General features: G+C 71.9%; 15 protein-coding genes. 10 read left to right on the plus strand and 5 right to left on the minus strand.

Annotated features, from left to right (window positions below; all coding sequences use genetic code 11):
• The first annotated feature begins 187 nt into the window (after positions 1–187).
• The 7 genes from ABZ321_RS34545 (at position 188) to ABZ321_RS34575 (ending at position 7799) form a co-directional block, all read left to right on the plus strand.
• The gene (locus ABZ321_RS34545) at positions 188–850 is read left to right on the plus strand and encodes a lytic transglycosylase domain-containing protein (protein WP_354899178.1); all 663 of its coding nucleotides are present in this window, start codon (positions 188–190) and stop codon (positions 848–850) included.
• A 3-nt stretch (positions 851–853) separates the two neighbouring features.
• Positions 854–1537, plus strand: coding sequence for a lytic transglycosylase domain-containing protein (locus ABZ321_RS34550; RefSeq protein ID WP_344503786.1), 684 nt, complete (start codon positions 854–856; stop codon positions 1535–1537).
• Positions 1538–1563: 26 nt separating this feature from the next.
• A complete protein-coding gene (locus tag ABZ321_RS34555; RefSeq protein ID WP_344503785.1) occupies positions 1564–2214 on the plus strand; it encodes a rhomboid family intramembrane serine protease in 651 nt (216 codons plus the stop codon).
• Positions 2215–2311: 97 nt separating this feature from the next.
• Positions 2312–3280: an NAD(P)/FAD-dependent oxidoreductase gene (locus ABZ321_RS34560; RefSeq protein WP_354899182.1), complete on the plus strand. Its 969-nt coding sequence runs from the start codon at positions 2312–2314 to the stop codon at positions 3278–3280.
• A gap of 45 nt (positions 3281–3325) precedes the next feature.
• Positions 3326–5866 (plus strand): PAS domain S-box protein, encoded by a 2541-nt coding sequence (locus tag ABZ321_RS34565; protein ID WP_354899184.1) that lies wholly within the window; start codon positions 3326–3328, stop codon positions 5864–5866.
• Positions 5863–6291, plus strand: a complete 429-nt coding sequence (locus ABZ321_RS34570) for a response regulator (protein ID WP_344503782.1) — start codon at positions 5863–5865, stop codon at positions 6289–6291. Before ABZ321_RS34565 ends, ABZ321_RS34570 begins: the two co-directional genes overlap by 4 nt.
• Positions 6288–7799: an ATP-binding protein gene (locus ABZ321_RS34575; RefSeq protein WP_354899187.1), complete on the plus strand. Its 1512-nt coding sequence runs from the start codon at positions 6288–6290 to the stop codon at positions 7797–7799. Before ABZ321_RS34570 ends, ABZ321_RS34575 begins: the two co-directional genes overlap by 4 nt.
• Positions 7800–7822: 23 nt before the next feature.
• Here ABZ321_RS34575 and ABZ321_RS34580 read toward each other — a convergent pair whose 3' ends face one another.
• Positions 7823–8509, minus strand: a complete 687-nt coding sequence (locus tag ABZ321_RS34580; RefSeq protein ID WP_354899190.1) for a TetR/AcrR family transcriptional regulator — start codon at positions 8507–8509, stop codon at positions 7823–7825.
• 111 nt (positions 8510–8620) lie between these two features.
• Between ABZ321_RS34580 and ABZ321_RS34585 the strand changes: the two genes are divergently transcribed.
• Entirely contained in the window at positions 8621–9526 is a 906-nt protein-coding gene (locus ABZ321_RS34585; RefSeq protein ID WP_344503779.1) for an NAD-dependent epimerase, read from the plus strand.
• Here ABZ321_RS34585 and glpX read toward each other — a convergent pair.
• Positions 9509–10549 (minus strand): class II fructose-bisphosphatase, encoded by a 1041-nt coding sequence (glpX, locus tag ABZ321_RS34590; RefSeq protein WP_344503778.1) that lies wholly within the window; start codon positions 10547–10549, stop codon positions 9509–9511. The two genes, ABZ321_RS34585 and glpX, sit on opposite strands and share 18 nt — an antisense overlap.
• Positions 10550–10679: 130 nt before the next feature.
• On the opposite strand from glpX, the gene ABZ321_RS34595 reads away from it, so the two are divergent.
• Complete coding sequence (locus ABZ321_RS34595; protein ID WP_354899194.1) at positions 10680–11249, plus strand: DUF4245 family protein; 570 nt, start codon at positions 10680–10682, stop codon at positions 11247–11249.
• Positions 11250–11340: 91 nt separating this feature from the next.
• Positions 11341–11730, plus strand: coding sequence for a hypothetical protein (locus ABZ321_RS34600; protein ID WP_344503775.1), 390 nt, complete (start codon positions 11341–11343; stop codon positions 11728–11730).
• An 878-nt stretch (positions 11731–12608) separates the two neighbouring features.
• Here the strand turns inward: ABZ321_RS34600 and ABZ321_RS34605 are convergent.
• The 3 genes from ABZ321_RS34605 to ABZ321_RS34615 are packed head-to-tail and all read right to left on the minus strand — an operon-like array spanning position 12609 to position 16638.
• Complete coding sequence (locus ABZ321_RS34605; RefSeq protein ID WP_344503774.1) at positions 12609–13601, minus strand: 4-hydroxy-3-methylbut-2-enyl diphosphate reductase; 993 nt, start codon at positions 13599–13601, stop codon at positions 12609–12611.
• Positions 13598–15883 (minus strand): FtsX-like permease family protein, encoded by a 2286-nt coding sequence (locus ABZ321_RS34610; protein ID WP_354899198.1) that lies wholly within the window; start codon positions 15881–15883, stop codon positions 13598–13600. The genes ABZ321_RS34605 and ABZ321_RS34610 overlap by 4 nt, the downstream gene beginning before the upstream one ends.
• An 11-nt stretch (positions 15884–15894) precedes the next feature.
• Positions 15895–16638, minus strand: coding sequence for an ABC transporter ATP-binding protein (locus tag ABZ321_RS34615; RefSeq protein ID WP_344503772.1), 744 nt, complete (start codon positions 16636–16638; stop codon positions 15895–15897).
• Between the last annotated feature and the right edge of the window lie 102 nt (positions 16639–16740).

A 16740-nucleotide genomic window follows, 5' to 3' on the forward strand; every position in this document is an offset into this window, starting at 1 on the left:
TAACATACTGTTTGGGTTCTCACCTGCGAATGCACTAGGCGATGGTGGGGAACGAGCGCATGACGCCAGGCGAACCGGCATCAGGCGCTCACGGTGCGTCATCGGCCCGGAGGGCAGGTCCGCTGCAACGCGTGGACCGCCGTCCGGGCCGTGCGCCGCGTCCTGTCCCCGACGAATGGATACGTTCGTGATCCAGCTGTGGCAGCGGATCGGAAAGATCCGTGCCCTGGCGGCCCTCGCGCTCGTCGCGGCCCTCGCGGGCGGCGTCGTGATCGCCAACTGGGACAGCGGCGAGAAGGCTGAGCCGGTCAACACCGCCGCCAACACCGCCGCCAACGCCGCCCTTCCGAAGCCGTCGGAGACGAGCGCCAGCGCCGCGCAGTCGCAGGACCCGCAGAGCAAGGCGCAGGACGCCGCCTCCGCGGCCGCCGCGCAGGCCAAGGCCGCCGAGGACGCCGCGCGCAAGAAGAAGGAAGAAGAGGCGAGCCGGTCCAACACCCGCTCCGCCGGCCCGCCGTCCTACCCGGCCCCCGCCTCGTGCGGCGTCTACTCCGGTCACAGGAACACCGGCTGCACGCTGATGGTCGCCGCCGGCTACGGCCTCGACCAGATGCCGTGCCTGGACAAGCTGTGGACCAAGGAGAGCGGCTGGAACCCCAGCGCGCACAACAACAGCAGCAACGCCCACGGCATCCCGCAGGCCGTCCCCGGCGACAAGATGGCCGCCTACGGCACGAACTGGAAGACCGACGCCGGCATCCAGATCAAGTGGGGGCTGAACTACATCAAGGGCCGGTACAAGACGCCGTGCGGCGCATGGGGTCACAGCCAGAGCACGGGGTGGTACTAGGCCATGGACGTCCTGACGCTGCTGTGGCAGCGGGTCGGCAAGATCCGTGTCCTGGCCACCCTCGCACTGGTCGCGGCCCTCGCGGCGGGTGTCGTGATCGCCAACTGGGACAGCGGTAAGAAGGCCGAGCCGGTCAGTGCCGCCGCCGACGCCACCCTTCCGAAGCCTTCCGACACGAGTGCGAGCGCCAGCGCCGCGCCGACGTCCCAGGAGGCCCAGAGCAAGGCGCAGGACGCCGCCTCCGCGGCCGCCGCGCAGGCCAAGGCCGCCGAGGACGCCGCGCGCAAGAAGAAGGAAGAGGAGGAGACGAGCCGGTCCACCACGCGGACCCTGGGCCCGCCGACCTACTCGATCCCGGCCGCTTGCGACGTGTACAAGGGCAAGAGTGACAACAAGTGGCGCGGCTGCGGGCTCGTGTTCCAGGCCGGCTTCGGGTTCGACCAGATGTCGCCGTGCCTGGAGAAGCTCTGGGACAAGGAAAGCCACTGGACGACGACGGCGCGGAACAAGAGCTCCGGCGCCTACGGCATCGCCCAGGCGCTCCCGCCGTCGAAGATGGGCTCGATCGCGAGCGACTGGTCCTGGAATCCTGAGACCCAGATCAAGTGGGGCCTGGGCTACATCAAGGGCCGCTACAAGACGCCGTGCGCCGCCTGGTCCCACAGTCAGTCCAGCGGCTGGTATTAGCGAGCGAAACCTGTTACCAACGTGGCGTGACCGTCGATGCCACGAGTCCGTCCGACCCCACGCGATTCGGCACGGAGGCGTTCTACGCCTCCGTCGGCCGAGCCTTCGTCGCCATGTGCGCGTTCGTGCCGGTGCTGTTCGCGATCGAGTTCCTCGACCGGCTCACCGGTGAGCGGCTCGACCAGGACGGCGGCATCAAGCCGCACCATCTCGACGGCCTGGACGGCATCATCTTCTCGCCGTTCCTGCACGCCGGCTTCGCCCACGTCCTGGCCAACAGCATCCCGCTGATCCTGCTCGGCACGTTCGTCCTCGCCGCCGGCACCACCCGCTTCCTGCTCACGACCGCCTTCATCGCGATCGTGGCCGGGGTCGGGGTGTGGTTCATCGGCGATCCGGACACCGTCGTGGTCGGGGCCAGCGGCGTCATCTTCGGCTATCTCGGCGTGATCCTGATGCGGGGCGCGGTTGAGCGCAGCTGGTGGCACATCGCCGTCGGTGTCCTCATCGGGCTCCTGTACGGCTGGCAGCTCTTCGGCGTCCTCCCCGGCGAGGAGGGGGTGTCCTGGCAGGGGCACCTGTGCGGGTTCATCGGCGGCCTCGTCGCCGCGGTGATCTTCCGGCGCCGCAAGCCACGCCGCTCCGACGACCCCCTGGCCATCGGCACCGACGCCTGATAGCAAGCCGCGGCGCCGCCTGGCCGTCGAAGCCGGCGCCGCGGCAGGCTGCGGTGTCCTCTGGTCATCGGCACCGGCGCCGCATAGCGTTCCCCGTATGCGGGATGTCGACCTGGCCATCGTCGGCGCGGGACCGGCCGGACTCTTCGGTGCCTATTACGCCGGCTTCCGGGGCCTCAGCACCGCCCTGATCGACGCGCTGCCGGAGCCCGGCGGCCAGGTCACGGCGATGTACCCCGAAAAGATGATCTTCGACGTCGCGGGGTTCCCCGGCATCCGCGGCCGCGACCTGGTCGCCAACCTCGTCGAGCAGGCCGGGCAGTTCCACCCCCATTACCTGCTCGGCGTGCGGGCCGAGGGCCTCACGTACGACGACGGCCGCCCCGTGCTGACGATGTCCGACGGCACCGTCCTGCGCTGCGGCGCCGTGCTCATCACCGGCGGGCTCGGCAGCTTCACGGCCCGCCCGCTGCCCGCCGCCGACGGGTTCACCGGCGACGGCCTGCTCTTCTTCGTGCCGCACCTGGCCGACCTGGCCGGGCACGACGTCGTCATCGTCGGCGGTGGCGACTCCGCCTTCGACTGGGCCCTCGCGCTGGAGCCGGTCGCCAGGTCGGTGACGCTCGTGCACCGCCGCGAGAAGTTCCGGGCGCACGCCTCGACCGTCGCCCGCGTGCAGGCCCTGCCGATCGAGATCATCGTCAACGCCGAGGTCACCCGGATTCTCGGAGATGCCAGGTGCACGGGCGTCGACGTCGCCGTCCGCGGCGCGGCACCGCGCACCCTCCCCGCCGACTCCGTCGTCGCCGCGCTGGGCTTCACCGCCGACCTCGGCCCCCTCGCCGACTGGGGCCTCGAGCTGGACAAGCGCCACATCAAGGTCGACTCGACCACCGCCACCAACCTGCCGCGGGTGTTCGCCGCCGGCGACATCAGCGAATACCCGGGCAAGGTCCGGCTCATCGCGGTCGGCTTCGGGGAGGCCGCCACCGCCGTCAACAACGCCGCCGTGATCATCGACCCGGCCGCCCACCTCTTCCCGGGGCACTCGTCCGACAACGGGTGAGCAACTTCTCAGTAACCGCAGCGCACCGCCGATCTGCAGAGCGTGGTGGGCGTCCGTCTCCAGGTCCTCGGGGTGGTGCTGCTCGGCCTGCTGGTCTCCGGCGGGGCGGGCCTGCTGATGCACCGCGTCGAGCTGGACAACGCCGGCCAGACCCTCGACCGGCGGGTCGCCGCCGCGCAGGAGGCGGTGGCGTCCACCGCCCAGCGGTACGTCGACGCGGTGCAGCTCGTCGCCGGCGGCCTGGAGGCGCTGCCGAAGATCGACGCCACCTCGTTCACCTCCGCCACCGCCCCGCTCGGCCGGCTCTGGCTGCCCGGCGCCGCGTCCGCCGACTTCGTCGTCGCCGTGCAGCACTCCGACGTCCAGGCCGCCCAGGACGACTGGCGGGCCCGCGGCGCGGTCGGGCTGACGCTGCGCCCGGCCACCGACGCCGGCCGGCACTACTTCACGGTCCTGCAGCGCAACCTGGCGCAGGACACGAGCGACGGCGTCGGCCAGGACCTCACCACGGCGCCGGAGGCGGCCCGGGCCCTGGAGCGGGCGCTGCGGATCGGGCTGCCGGCGATCTCCGGCCCGTACCTGCTGCCGCGCGACGCCGACCTGCCGGAGCAGGAGCGGCAGCACTCCGTGGTGCTGCTGCAGCGGGTCGTGGACCAGGTCACCGGCGAGCTGCGCGGGTTCGTCGAGCTGACCGTGCGGATGCAGGCCTTCTTCACCGACACGATGCTCCAGCCGTCCCGCGAGCTGGTGGACGTGACGCTGTCCGCGATCGAGGACAACGCGTGGGTGCCGATGGCCCGCATCTCGCGGCAGCACGTCGGCGGGCCCGACCTGCGCCGCAGCGTCATCGTGCAGGTCGCCGACCAGCAGTGGCGGCTGATGGTCGTCACCGACAGCGAGGCCCTGATGGGCGCCGAGAGCCACCTCGACGCGGGCATGGTGTTCAGCGGGCTCGCGCTCACCGTCGTCACCGCCGTGCTCGTCTACACCCTCGCGACCTCGCGCCGCCGGGCCGAGGACCGGGTCGCCCAGGCCACCGCGGACCTGCGGCACCAGGCGACGCTGCTGTCCGCGGTGATGAACACGATCGGCGACGGCGTGGTGCTCATCGGCCCCGACGGTGCCGCGATGTGGCTCAACCCGAGCGCCCGCGAGCTGCTCGGCGACGACGTCGAGCGGCAACCGCCGGCCGAGTGGGCGCGGCTGCTCGACGCGTACGAGAGCGACGGCGTCACCCCGTTCCGGTTCGAGGACCTGGTGCAGCGCCCCCTCGAGGCGCAGGCCGAGATCATCGTGCGGGGCCGCCGGCTGGACGTGCGGCTCCGGCGGCTGGTCCACCAGGACGGCGACGGCGGCGCGGTCGCCGTGCTGCGCGACGTCACCGACCTGCACGACGCCGACGAGAAGGTGCGCGCCTCCGAGGAGCTGTTGCAGCTGCTGCTGGACGGCGCCCGCGACTACGCGATCTACATGCTGGACCCCGACGGGGCCGTGATGAGCTGGTCCGCCAACGCCGAACGGCTCAAGGGGTACCGCGAGGACGAGGTCATCGGCCGCTCCTACGCGATGTTCTTCACGCCGGAGGAGGCCGCCGAGGGGGTGCCGCAGCACATCCTCGCGCAGGCGGCGGAGTACGGCCGGGTCGAGATCGACGGCCCGCGGGTGCGGCACAACGGCAGCCGCTTCTGGGTGCACGGTACGCTCACGGCGGTGCGCGGCCCCGACGGCTCGATCCGCGGCTTCGTCAAGGTCGGCCAGGACGTCACCGAGCGCAAGACTGCCGAGCGGGCGGTCGAGCGGCTCAACGCCGAGCTGGAGCTGCGCGTCGCGGAGCGCACCGCCGACCTGCGCGAGGCCAACGCGGAGCTGGAGTCCTTCTCGTACAGCGTCTCCCACGACCTCCGGGCGCCGCTGCGGGCCGTGGACGGCTTCGCCAAGATGCTCGCCCTTGATCACGGCGACGCGCTCGACGAGCAGGGCCGCCGGTACCTGTCCCGCATCCGCGCCGGCGCGCAGCAGATGGGCGAGCTGATCGACGGGCTGCTCGCGTTCTCCCGGCTGCAACGGCAGGAGATGGCGAGCCTGCGCGTCCACCTCGACCAGCTCGTCGCCGACGTCTGGGACGAGCTGAGCGTCGAGCGCGGCGACCGCGACATCGTCCTGACCGTGGGGGACCTGCCGGACGCCCAGGGCGACCCGCGGCTGATCCGGCACGTGGTGGCCAACCTGGTCGGCAACGCGGTCAAGTACACCCGCGCCGTCTCCCCGGCCCGGATCGAGGTCGGCCACAAGGTCACCACGGAGGCGGACGCTGCAATGCCGGGCGTCGGGGGCGACGCCGTGTATTACGTGAGGGACAACGGCGCCGGCTTCGACATGCGGTACGCCGACAAGCTGTTCAAGGTCTTCCAGCGACTGCACCGCGCCGAGGACTACGAGGGCACCGGCATCGGGCTCGCGCTCACCCACCGCATCGTGGTGCGGCACGGCGGCCAGATCTGGGCCGACGCGGCGCCCGGCGAGGGGGCCACCTTCTACTTCACCCTTCCGGCATACGCAGACACGCTGTTGGAGGTGGGCGGATGAAACCGCTGTCGAACAGGGTCCTGCTCGTCGAGGACAATCCCGACGACCTGGAGCTCGCCCGCCTGGCCTTCGAGCGGGGCAGGTTCGCCCGCAACGTCGACGTCGCCCGCGACGGCGCCGAGGCCCTCGACTACCTGTTCGGGCGGGCCGCCGCCGACCCGCCGCAGGTCGTGCTGCTGGACATCAAGCTCCCGCTGGTCGACGGCATCGACGTGCTGCGCCGGGTCAAGGCCGACGCGCGCACCCGCCACATCCCGGTCGTCATGCTCACCTCGTCGGCGCAGGACCGCGACCTGCACGCCTGCTACGAGCTGGGCGCCAACAGCTACATCGTCAAGCCCGTCGACATGGAGCAGTTCCTGTCCGCCGTCAACAGCATCGGCCTGTACTGGCTGGGGCTCAACCTGACCGACCAGCACTCATGAGGATCCTGCTCCTCGAGGACAACCCCGACGACGCCGAGATGCTCGTGTTCGAGCTGCGGCGGGCCGGCTTCGCGCCCACGTGGCGGCGGGTCGAGTCCCGGGCGGAGTTCCAGGCCGCGCTCGACGACCCCGAAGGCCTGCCGCAGGTGATCCTCGCCGACTACTCGCTGCCGCAGTTCAACGCCCTGGAGGCGCTGCACATGCTGCGCGCCGGCGGCTACGACATCCCCGCGATCGTGGTCAGCGGCGCGATGAGCGAGGAGTCGTGCGTGGACGCGCTGCGCCACGGCGCCGTCGACTACCTGCTCAAGGACCGGCTCAGCCGGCTCGGCTCGGCCGTGCAGCACGCCCTGTCGCAGCAGCGGCTCGCCGCCGACCAGCGCCGCGCGGAGGAGACGTTCCGCGCCGCGTTCGACCACGCCCCGGTCGGCATGGCCGTCACCGACCTCGACGGGCACGTGCTGGAGGTCAACCAGGAGCTGGCCCGCATGACCGGGCTGCAGCCCTCGCAGCTGCTGCTGGACATGGTCGCCGAGGAGGACCGGCCGATCGTCGCGGAGAAGATGAAGCGCCTCGTCGCCGGCGAGGCCGAGAAGGTCAGCAAGGAGCTGCGGCTGTGCCGCTCCGACGGCGCGCCGCTGTGGGGGCAGTACTCGGCGTCGCTCATCGGCGCGGGCGGCAGCGCCCGCGGCCGGGGCCATCACGGGGCGCACCACGTGGTGCACCAGATCGCCGACGTCACCGACCGCCGGCGCGCCGAGGAGGCCCTGCAGCGGCAGGCGGCGAAGCTCGCCCGCACCAACAGCGACCTGCAGGAGCTCGACCGGCTCAAGAGCGAGTTCGTCGCGACCGTCTCCCACGAGCTGCGCACGCCGCTGACCAGCATCCGCGGCTACACCGAGATCCTCGCCGACGCGCACGCCAGCTCCCTCGGCGCGACCGAACGCAAGATCGTCGGCATCATCGACCGCAACGGGCGCCGCCTGCTCGACCTCATCGAGGACCTGCTGACCTTCTCCCGCATCGAGTCCGGCACGCTCACGCTCAGCGTCGGGCCGGTGCAGATGCGGCAGATCATCGACGCCGCGTACGAGGCGATCCGGCCCTCCGTCGAGGCGGCCGGCCTCAGCATCACCCTCGACGTCGACGAGCACATCCCGGTGGTGCAGGGCGACGGCGAGCAGATCGAACGCGTCGCGCTCAACCTGCTGACCAACGCGGTCAAGTTCTCCGACGCGGGCGGAGCGATCACGGTGACCGGCCGCGAGCGCGACGGCGAGGTCGTCGTCTGGATCCGTGACACCGGGGTCGGCATCCCCGAGCACGAGCAGAGCATGTTGTTCACCCGCTTCTTCCGTACCGCCGACGCGCAGAAACGGGCGATCAAGGGCAGCGGCCTGGGCCTGGCGATCAGCAAGGCGATCGTCGAGGCGCACGGCGGATGGATCGCGCTGGAGTCCATCGAGGGCAGCGGGACCACCGTCGGCTTCGGCATCCCGACCCCCTAGACCCCCTGGACCCCTGACCTGGATCAGATCCCCACGAACCCGGCCTGCGCCCGCATCTGGTGCTCGAAGAACTCGTCGCGGTGCCCGACGACGTTGTTGAGCTGGCCGAACACCTCGAAGCTGACCAGGCCGAAGAGCGTGACCCAGGCGGACAGGGCGCGGGCCGTCACGGCGTCGGGCACGTCCGGGGCGATCACGGCGCCGGCCCGCCGTACATCCTCCGCGACCGCGTCAGGGACGGGCTCCGGCGGCCCGGGCGGCAGGCGGCGCGCCACCGCGGCGTCCTGGATGATCGTGCCCAGCACGGTGACCGCCCTGGTCGCCGCGGCGACGGTGTCCGTGGGCGCCTGGTATCCGGGCACGGGGCTGCCGTAGATCAGCGCGTACTCGTGCGGGCGCTCCAGCGCCCACCCGCGCACCGCGTCGCAGACCGCCATCCAGCGGCCGGTGAGGTCGTCGCGGCCGACCGCGCGCTCCCGGTCCTCGACGGTCTGCCCGAGGGAGTTGTACGCGTCGAGGATCAGCGCCGTCAGCAGGTCGTCCCGGCTGGCGAAGTACCGGTAGATCGCCGAGGAGACGACGCCGAGGTCGCGGGCCACGGCGCGCAGCGACAGATTGGCCCCGTCGGTGGCCAGGTGCCGCCGGGCGATCGCCTTGATCTCCTCGGTCATCTCCGCACGGACCCGCGCCCTGATACCTGTCGCCTTCATGCCGTACATAGTCTCATGCTCTTTTGAGAGAGCACTGCTCTTGTTTTGTCCGACGACACGTGCTCTGCTGAGAGAGCAGTGCTCTTGCAATCGTCGTCAGGGGAGGCAGTCATGCAGGTCATCGTCGGTGCCGGCGCCGTCGGCTCGATCATCGCGGCGCGGCTTGCGGAGTTCGGTGAGCCCGTCAAGATCGTCAGCCGCTCCGGCGGCGGGCCCGCCCACCCGCTGATCGAGCGGGTCGCCGCGGACGCCGCCGACGCGGCCGCCCTGCGCCGGATCGCCGCCGGCGCCACCGTCATCTACAACTGCGTCAACCCGCTGTACCACGCCTGGACGACCGACTGGCCGCCGATCAACGACGCGCTGATCCGGGCCGCGGCCGCCAACGACGCCGTCCTCGCGATCACCGGCAACCTGTACGGCTACGGGCCCGTCACCGGCCCGATGACCGAGGACACGCCGCTCGCGGCGACGGGTCGCAAGGGTCGCGTCCGGGTGGCGATGTGGCGCGACGCGCTGGGCGCCGGCATCCGTACGTTCGAGGCCCGCGCGTCGGACTACATCAGCCCCACCTCGTCGATCATCGAGATGGCGCTGCCGGCGATGCGGGCCGGGACGACCGCGTGGCTGCCCGGCGCCCTGGACGTGCCGCACAGCTACACGTACATCGGCGACGTCGCCGACACGCTCATCTCGCTCGCGACCGACGAGCGGGCATGGGGCAGGGCGTGGCACGTGCCCTCGCCGCCGCCGATGACGGGCCGGTCACTGCTGGACACCGTGGCCCGCGTCGCCGGCCTGCCCGCCCCGCGCCTGCGCTCCTACCCGGCGGCCGCGGTATGGGCCGCCGGGCTGACCGACAAGTTCGCCAAGGAGTTCCGCGAGGTGCGCCACCAGCACGTCAGGCCGTTCGTCATGGACTCGTCCCGGGTCACCGCGACGTTCGGCCTGACGCACACGCCGGTCGACGAGGCCGTCCGGTCGGTGCTCAGCCTCTCGTCAGCCAGTGCTGGGTAGCGCACCCTCGGGCTCGATCGCCAGCGGCGGCAGGATCCCGTCGAAGTCGACCAGCGAGTAGGCCCGCAGCTTCTCCAGGCGGTGGAACGAGTCGACCACCCGGATCGTGCCCGACCGGGACCGCATCACGATCGACTGCGTCTCCGCCCCACCCCTCCGGTAGCGGACGCCCTTGAGCAGGTCGCCGCTGGTCACCCCGGTCGCGCAGAAGAACATGTTGTCGCCGCTGACCAGGTCGTCGGTGTGCAGCACGCGACCGAGATCGTGGCCGGCGGCGACGGCCTTCTCCCGCTCGGCGTCGTCCTGGGGCCACAGCTTGGCCTGGATCGCGCCACCCATGCACTTCAGGGCCACCGCGGCGACGATGCCCTCGGGCGTGCCGCCGATGCCCATCAGCACGTCGGTCTCCGAACCCTCGCGGGCGGCGCTGATCGCCCCCGCGATGTCCCCGTCGGAGATGAACCGGATCCGGGCCCCGGTCCGCCGCACATCCTGGATCAGCTGCTTGTGCCGGGGCCGGTCCAGGATGCAGACCGTGACCTCGTCCACCCCGGCCCGCTTCACCCGCGCGATGCGCCGCAGGTTCTCCTCGACGCCGGCGTCGATGTTGATCACGTCCGCGTAGTCCGGCCCGACCGCCAGCTTCTCCATGTAGAACACGGCGCTCGGGTCGAACATCGCCCCGCGCTCCGCGACGGCCAGCACCGCCACCGCGTTGGGCATCCCCTTGCTCATCAGCGTCGTCCCGTCGACCGGGTCGACCGCCACGTCCACCTCGGGGCCTGTCCCGTCCCCGACCCGCTCGCCGTTGTACAGCATCGGCGCGTTGTCCTTCTCGCCCTCGCCGATCACCACGACGCCCTGCATCGGCACCGAGTTGATCAGCAGGCGCATCGCGTCGACGGCCGCACCGTCGCCGCCGTTCTTGTCCCCCCGTCCGACCCACCGTCCGGCGGCCATGGCCGCGGCCTCCGTGACTCGTACCAGGTCGAGGGCCAGATTCCGATCCATCTCACGACTCATGTGTGTGCTCTCCTCGCGCGGCGTTGCGTGGGCGGGCGGGCCATCCTCAATCGTGTCAGGCCGACGTGTTCCGCGTCGCTAGTGGCCGGGCGGTTGTGGCAACTTCCATCCGATGGTTCACGATGGGGGTGTGGAAACCGCTGCTCCCGCACCCGCTGGCTCCTCGTCGTCGGCTTCTGCCTCGTCGGCCTCTGCTTCTTCGGAGCGCGCCGGTCGCCGTCCGCGCGACATGGCGCTGTCGATGCTGGTCCTGCTGGTGCCGGTCTTCCTGCTGGTCGGCTTCTACCGCTACCTCGGCCACGAGGACCCGCCGGCCGTCGACACCACCGAGGTGTACGGCTCGGTCGAGCGCGCCGGCCAGTTCACCCCGCTGCGCCCCACCGATCTGCCACCGGGCTGGCGGATCGCCTCGGCCACCTACACCGCCGGCATCCTGCGCCTGGGCGTGACCGCCCCCTCCGACGGCGCCATGCAGCTCGCCCAGAGCGCCCAGCCAGCCGCCACCCTCATCCCGTCGATCATCGGCACGGCCGGTTCCGCCGGCGCCCCGGTCTCGATCAACGGCACCGACTGGCAGCGCCACGACGACGCCCGCCCGGGCGAACGCGCCCTCATCCAGTCCACCCCCACCCGCACCGTCATCATCTTCGGCCGCGCCACCGACTCCCAGCTCCAGCGCCTGGCCTCCTCCCTCCGCTGACCGCCGTCCTCCGCTGACGGTCGGCCGTCCGATACCGCAGTGTCGGGCACATGATCGCGGCGGCGCGGGCCCGGGGGATACCGTCCCCGGCATGTTCGGATTCGGCCGGAAACCCGGCGCCAAGGCAGTCAGCGCACGTGGCGAGATCGCTCACGTGGACTTCGGCCTGCAGAGCGTCGACCAGCAGGGCCATACCCGGTCGGCGAGCTACACCGTCCGCGTCCAGGTCTTCCCCGACGGCGCGGCCCCGTTCCTGGCCTCGATCAAGGTCAAGCTCCGCGGCACCGCGGGCCCGATGATCGGCGAGGAGACCTGGGTCCGCTACCAGCCGAACGACAAAGAGCGCATCGACTTCGACCGCGACCAGATCAAGCTCCGCGCCTACGACCGCGTCCGAGCCAACCCCGCCCTCCAACTCGTCGTCGACACCCTCTACACCCACGGCGACCCACCCGTCAGCGTCATCGCCACCGCCCGCTGACCCACCCCTCGTGATCCGGAAGACTTTGTGTACCCAGGGGTGCACAAAGTCTTCCGGATCATGAGAACCGAGTGCCAGGCGTCCTCGCGCGGTGGGCGGTCGGCGCTCAGGCGATCACCGGCCCCCTGGTCAGCACGATCTGCCTTGGTCGGCGTTGCGCCAGTTGGGTGGACGTTGTGCGGTGGTCAGCATCTTGGTGATCCGGAAGACCTTGTGTACCCAGGACCGCACAAAGTCTTCCGGATCATGAGAACGGAACGGCAAGCGTCCCCGCGCGGTGGGGTAGCTATGACTCAGGCGATCGCCGACCCCTGCGGTCAGCGTGATCGGCACCCGCTCGGTTCTGCGCCGGCGTCCCCGTGATCCGGAAGAGTTTGTGTACCCAGGGGTGCGCAAGGTCTTCCGGATCACGAAAGCCGAGGGCCGGGTGTCCTCGCGCGGTGGGGCAGGCATGGCTCAGACGATCACCGACCCCTGGCCAGCGCGATCTCCCCACTCGGCGTTGTGCCGTCTGGGGGGACGCTGTGCGGTGGTCAGCATCCTGGTGATCCGGAAGGGTTTGTGTACCCAGGACCGCACAAAAGTCTTCCGGATCATGGGAAATGCGGACCGCCAGGACTTGCTGCACGGGTGGAGCGGCCACCGTGCGGAGCGCAGTGTCTACGGGTCGGACGACGTGTTGTACTGGTCCGGGTTGGGATGCGTCTCGGTCGTGCGGGCTGCCTGGGGTCGCGGTCGACCGTCCGGCCTCGCCGCTGTGCAGCGGCCTCACCTACCTCGACCACGCCCACATGGAGCTGGGTGGTGGTGGCGGGGCGGCGGGGCATCAGCAGCGACGGCGGCAAGCGCCGCGGACGGCGCCGGGTCGGGGGCGGTCGTTACGACAGGGTCTTGGCGACCTCGGCGGCGCGGGCGGTGGCGTTGGCCTTCATGTCGCGCTTGAGCTCCTGGGGCAGGGAGAACACGAGCTTCTCCTGGGCCGTGGTGATCTCGGCGACGTCGGTGAAGTCGCGGGCGGCCAGGAAGTCGAGGACCTCCATGACCAGCTCGTCGGGGACCGAGGCGCCGGAGGTGACGCCGACGGTGGTGGCGCCGGTGAGCCAGTCGTCCTGGATCTCGTGGGCGTAGTCGATGAGGTAGCCCGCGCTGGCGCCCGCGTCGACGGCGACCTCGCGGAGGCGCTGCGAGTTGGACGAGTTCTGGGAGCCGACGACCAGCACCACGTCGCAGTTGGGCGCCATGGCCTTCACGGCGTCCTGCCGGTTGGACGTGGCATAGCAGATGTCGTCGCTGGGCGGGGACATCAGCAGGGGGAGCTTGGTCTTGAGGCGGGCGACCGTCTCCAGGGTCTCGTCGACCGAGAGCGTGGTCTGCGAGAGCCACACCACCTTCGACGGGTCGCGGACGGTGACCTTGTCGACGCCGTCGGGGCCGTCGACGAGCTGGATGTGGGCGGGGGCCTCGCCGGCCGTGCCGATGACCTCTTCGTGCCCCTCGTGACCGATGAGCAGGATGTCATAGTCCTCGGCGGCGAACCGGCGGGCCTCCTGGTGGACCTTGGTGACCAGCGGGCAGGTCGCGTCGATGGCCTTCAGCGAGCGGGCGGCGGCCTGCTCGTGGACCTCGGGCGCGACGCCGTGGGCGGAGAAGACGACGGTGGCGCCCTCGGGCACCTCCTCGTTCTCCTCCACGAAGATCGCGCCCTTCGCCTGCAGCGTGCCGACGACGTGCTTGTTGTGCACGATCTCCTTGCGGACATAGATCGGCGCGCCGTAGAGCTTCAGCGCCTCCTCGACCGTCTGGACCGCACGGTCGACGCCGGCACAGTAGCCGCGGGGCTTGGCGAGCAGAACGCGCTTCGAACCAGTCACCCCGCCATGGTACGTGCCCCCACCGACAACATCCTCCGTCGGAGAAACGGTACAAGCGAGGCAAACGTCGCAAGCAGCGCGCACGCACCCGCCACGGCGGCCAGCGTGGCCCACGGCATGACCAGGGTCACAGGCGCGCCGACCTCCTCCTGCAGCCCGGCCCGCGCCTCGAAGAGGGCCGGCACGGCGACCGCCAGTCCCAGCAGGACGCCGAGCGTGACCGCGAGCAGTGACTCGACGACCACGAAGCGCGCCGTCTGGCCCGTCGTCGCTCCGGTACGGCGCAGCGTCGCCAGCTCCTGCCGCCGCCCGTACGTCGCCATGAGCACGGTGTTGGCCACCGCGAGCCCCGTGTAGCCGACGGAGATGCCGAGCAGCACCGCCAGGAACAGGTTCACCAGGTCGTTCTCGCTCGCGGCCTCCCGCTCGACGTAGGCCCGGGCCGTCATGGCGACGGCGCCCGGCGACGGCGCGAACGCGCCCGGCAGGTGCACCACCTGCGCCATCGCGGTCGGGTCATGCCGGCGTACCAGCTCCCGCGGCAGCAGCACCGAGTCGGACAGGCCGGACACGCGCAGCGGCACCACGACCCCATCGGCGAACCGCAGCGCCACCTCCGAACCCACCGGAAACCCCAAAACCGAAGGAACCGAAAAACCCGAAAAATCGGGTACACCAGAAACGGGGATGGACTCACCCGACGGCAGGTAGGCGACGGACGGCAGCTCGGAGCGCCCAGTCTGCGCGGAGACCGCGGCCTCCGACAGGCCCGGAGCGCCGGCGACGCCTGCCGCCACCGATGCGGCCGGGATGGCCTGGGCGTCCTCGATGTCCACCGCCTCCGAGGCGGTCTGGAACGTGCCGACCAGCAGCACCGCGAACCCCACCGCCGCGAGCACCGGCGCCGCCACCGAGGCCAGCCGCCGCGCCGACACAGCCGCCGCGCCCCGGACCAGCACGCCCGTCGCGCCTCGGCCGGCCGGCGTCAGCCGTACCAGCGGAACAACGACGACAGGGGCCAGCAGCGCCGCCGCGACCAGCAGGAACATCGCCGACGCCAGGACGATGGTCGGCTTGTCCTGCGCGGTCGACCCCGGCAGGAGCAGCGCCAGGCCACCGCCGGCCAGGACGCAGAGGCTCCCCAGGGCCCAGCGGGTCTTCGTCATCGGCCGCCGCTCCGCCGCCGCCTCGCGCAGCGCGTCCAGCGGCGACACCCGCCCGGCCCGGCGCGCGGAGAGCCACACCCCGGCCGTGGCCACGACGAGCCCGGCCAGGACGGACACGCCCAGCGCCCACCACGACACGCCGACGGTGAACCCGGTCGGCTCCAGGCCGACGGCCACGAACGGCCCGGCCAGCAGCGGCGCGGCAAGAGCGCCGAGCAGCGCGCCGGGCACCCCGGCAGCGAGCGCGACGAGGACGGTCTCGGTGAGCAGCAGCCGCCGCACCTGCCCGGGGGTGGCGCCGACGGCGCGCAGCAGCCCGAGCTCCCGCCGCCGCGACGTCACGGCGAACGCGCAGGTCGACGACACCACGAACACCGCGACGAACCCGCCGACGAACACGGTGGCGATGATCAGCTGCGCGCCGATCCACCGCGTCCGCGTGTCCTGCTCCGGTTCGACCGCGGACCGCGCGTCGCCGGTGAGCACCGTCCCGGCCGCCCCCGCGTCGAGCCGCACCGAGGCGCCCGGCTCGAAGCGGACGCCGATCACCCGTACACCACCCGCAAGCTCCGACGCGGTGGCCTCGTCGGCGTAGAAGCCCTCGCCGTCGAAGACCCCCGTCACCGTCCAGCTCGCGGGTCCGGCGGCGGTCAGGACCGGCAGCGTCGAGCCGACGGGGACACCCGCCGAGGCCGGCACCGCCACCTCGCCGCGATCGGCCGGCGGTTTGCCGTCGCGGATGGTGTACCCGCCGAGCCCCGCCGACGACCAGGCGCGTCCACTGTGGACCGAGTCGCGGGGGTTCCCGGCCGGCTGCCCGCCGACGAGACGCTGCACGTAGAACGTCCGGAACGGCACCGCCGCCAGCACCCCGGGTGTCGCGCCGAGGTCGGCGACCAGCGAGGACACCTCGTCCGGCGACCATGGGCGGTACACCGGAAAACCGCCCTCGACGGGATCGAACGACGGCGAGGCGACCACCGCGTCCGTGGCCGCGAGCGCGTCGGGGACCCGCGGCTGGGCGGCCGCCCACAGGGCGAGGCTGCCGGAGATGACGGCGACGCCGAGCAGCAGCGCCGCGAACGTGCCGAGGAACCCGGCCCACCTGTGCCGCACGGAGGCCAGCGTCATGACAGCGCCGCCATCCGGGTCGCGATGTGCTCGGCGCCGCGCGGCTCGTGCAGGTCCTCGACGATCACGCCGTCGGCGAGGAAGAGGACCCGGTCGGCGTACGCGGCGGCGAGTGGGTCGTGGGTCACCATGACCACCGTCTGGGCGTGCCGGTCGACGGCGGCCCGCAGCAGCCGCAGCACCTCGCGGGACGCGGTCGCGTCGAGGGCCCCGGTCGGCTCGTCGGCGAACACCACGACCGGCCTGGTGACGAGGGCCCGGGCGATCGCGACCCGCTGCTGCTGCCCGCCGGACAGCTCACCCGGCCGGTGGGTGGCCCGGTCGGCGAGCCCGACCTCGGCGAGCATCGCGTCGACCTGCCCCGGCTCGGCCCGGCGGCCGGCGAGGCGCAGCGGCAGCTCCACGTTCTGCGCCGCGGTCAGCGACGCGACCAGGTTGAACGCCTGGAACACGAAGCCGATCCGGTCGCGCCGCAGCCGCGTGCGGGCCTTCTCCCGCAGCGGCCCGAGCTCCACCCCGTCGACGAGGACGCGGCCGTCGGTGACCTGGTCGAGGCCGGCCGCGCAGTGCAGCAGCGTGGACTTGCCGGAGCCCGAGGGGCCCATCACGGCGGTGAAGCTGGCCGGGGCGAACCCGACGGAGACCCGGTCGAGGGCGGTCACGGCCTGCTCGCCGGCGCCGTACCGGCGGGTGACCGCGTGCAGCTCGACGGCCTGGCGCAGTTGCAATGTCGTCGTCACGCTGTCGAGCCAACCGTTTCGCCGGCCCCGGCACAGTCGCGCTGCGGCGACAGTCGAAGGTAACGCCAGCCATACCGTGCCCGGGCGGCGCGGTCGGTAGCG

The sequence above is a fragment of the Dactylosporangium sp. NPDC006015 genome (assembly GCF_040614215.1).
GTDB lineage: Bacteria > Actinomycetota > Actinomycetes > Mycobacteriales > Micromonosporaceae > Dactylosporangium > Dactylosporangium maewongense.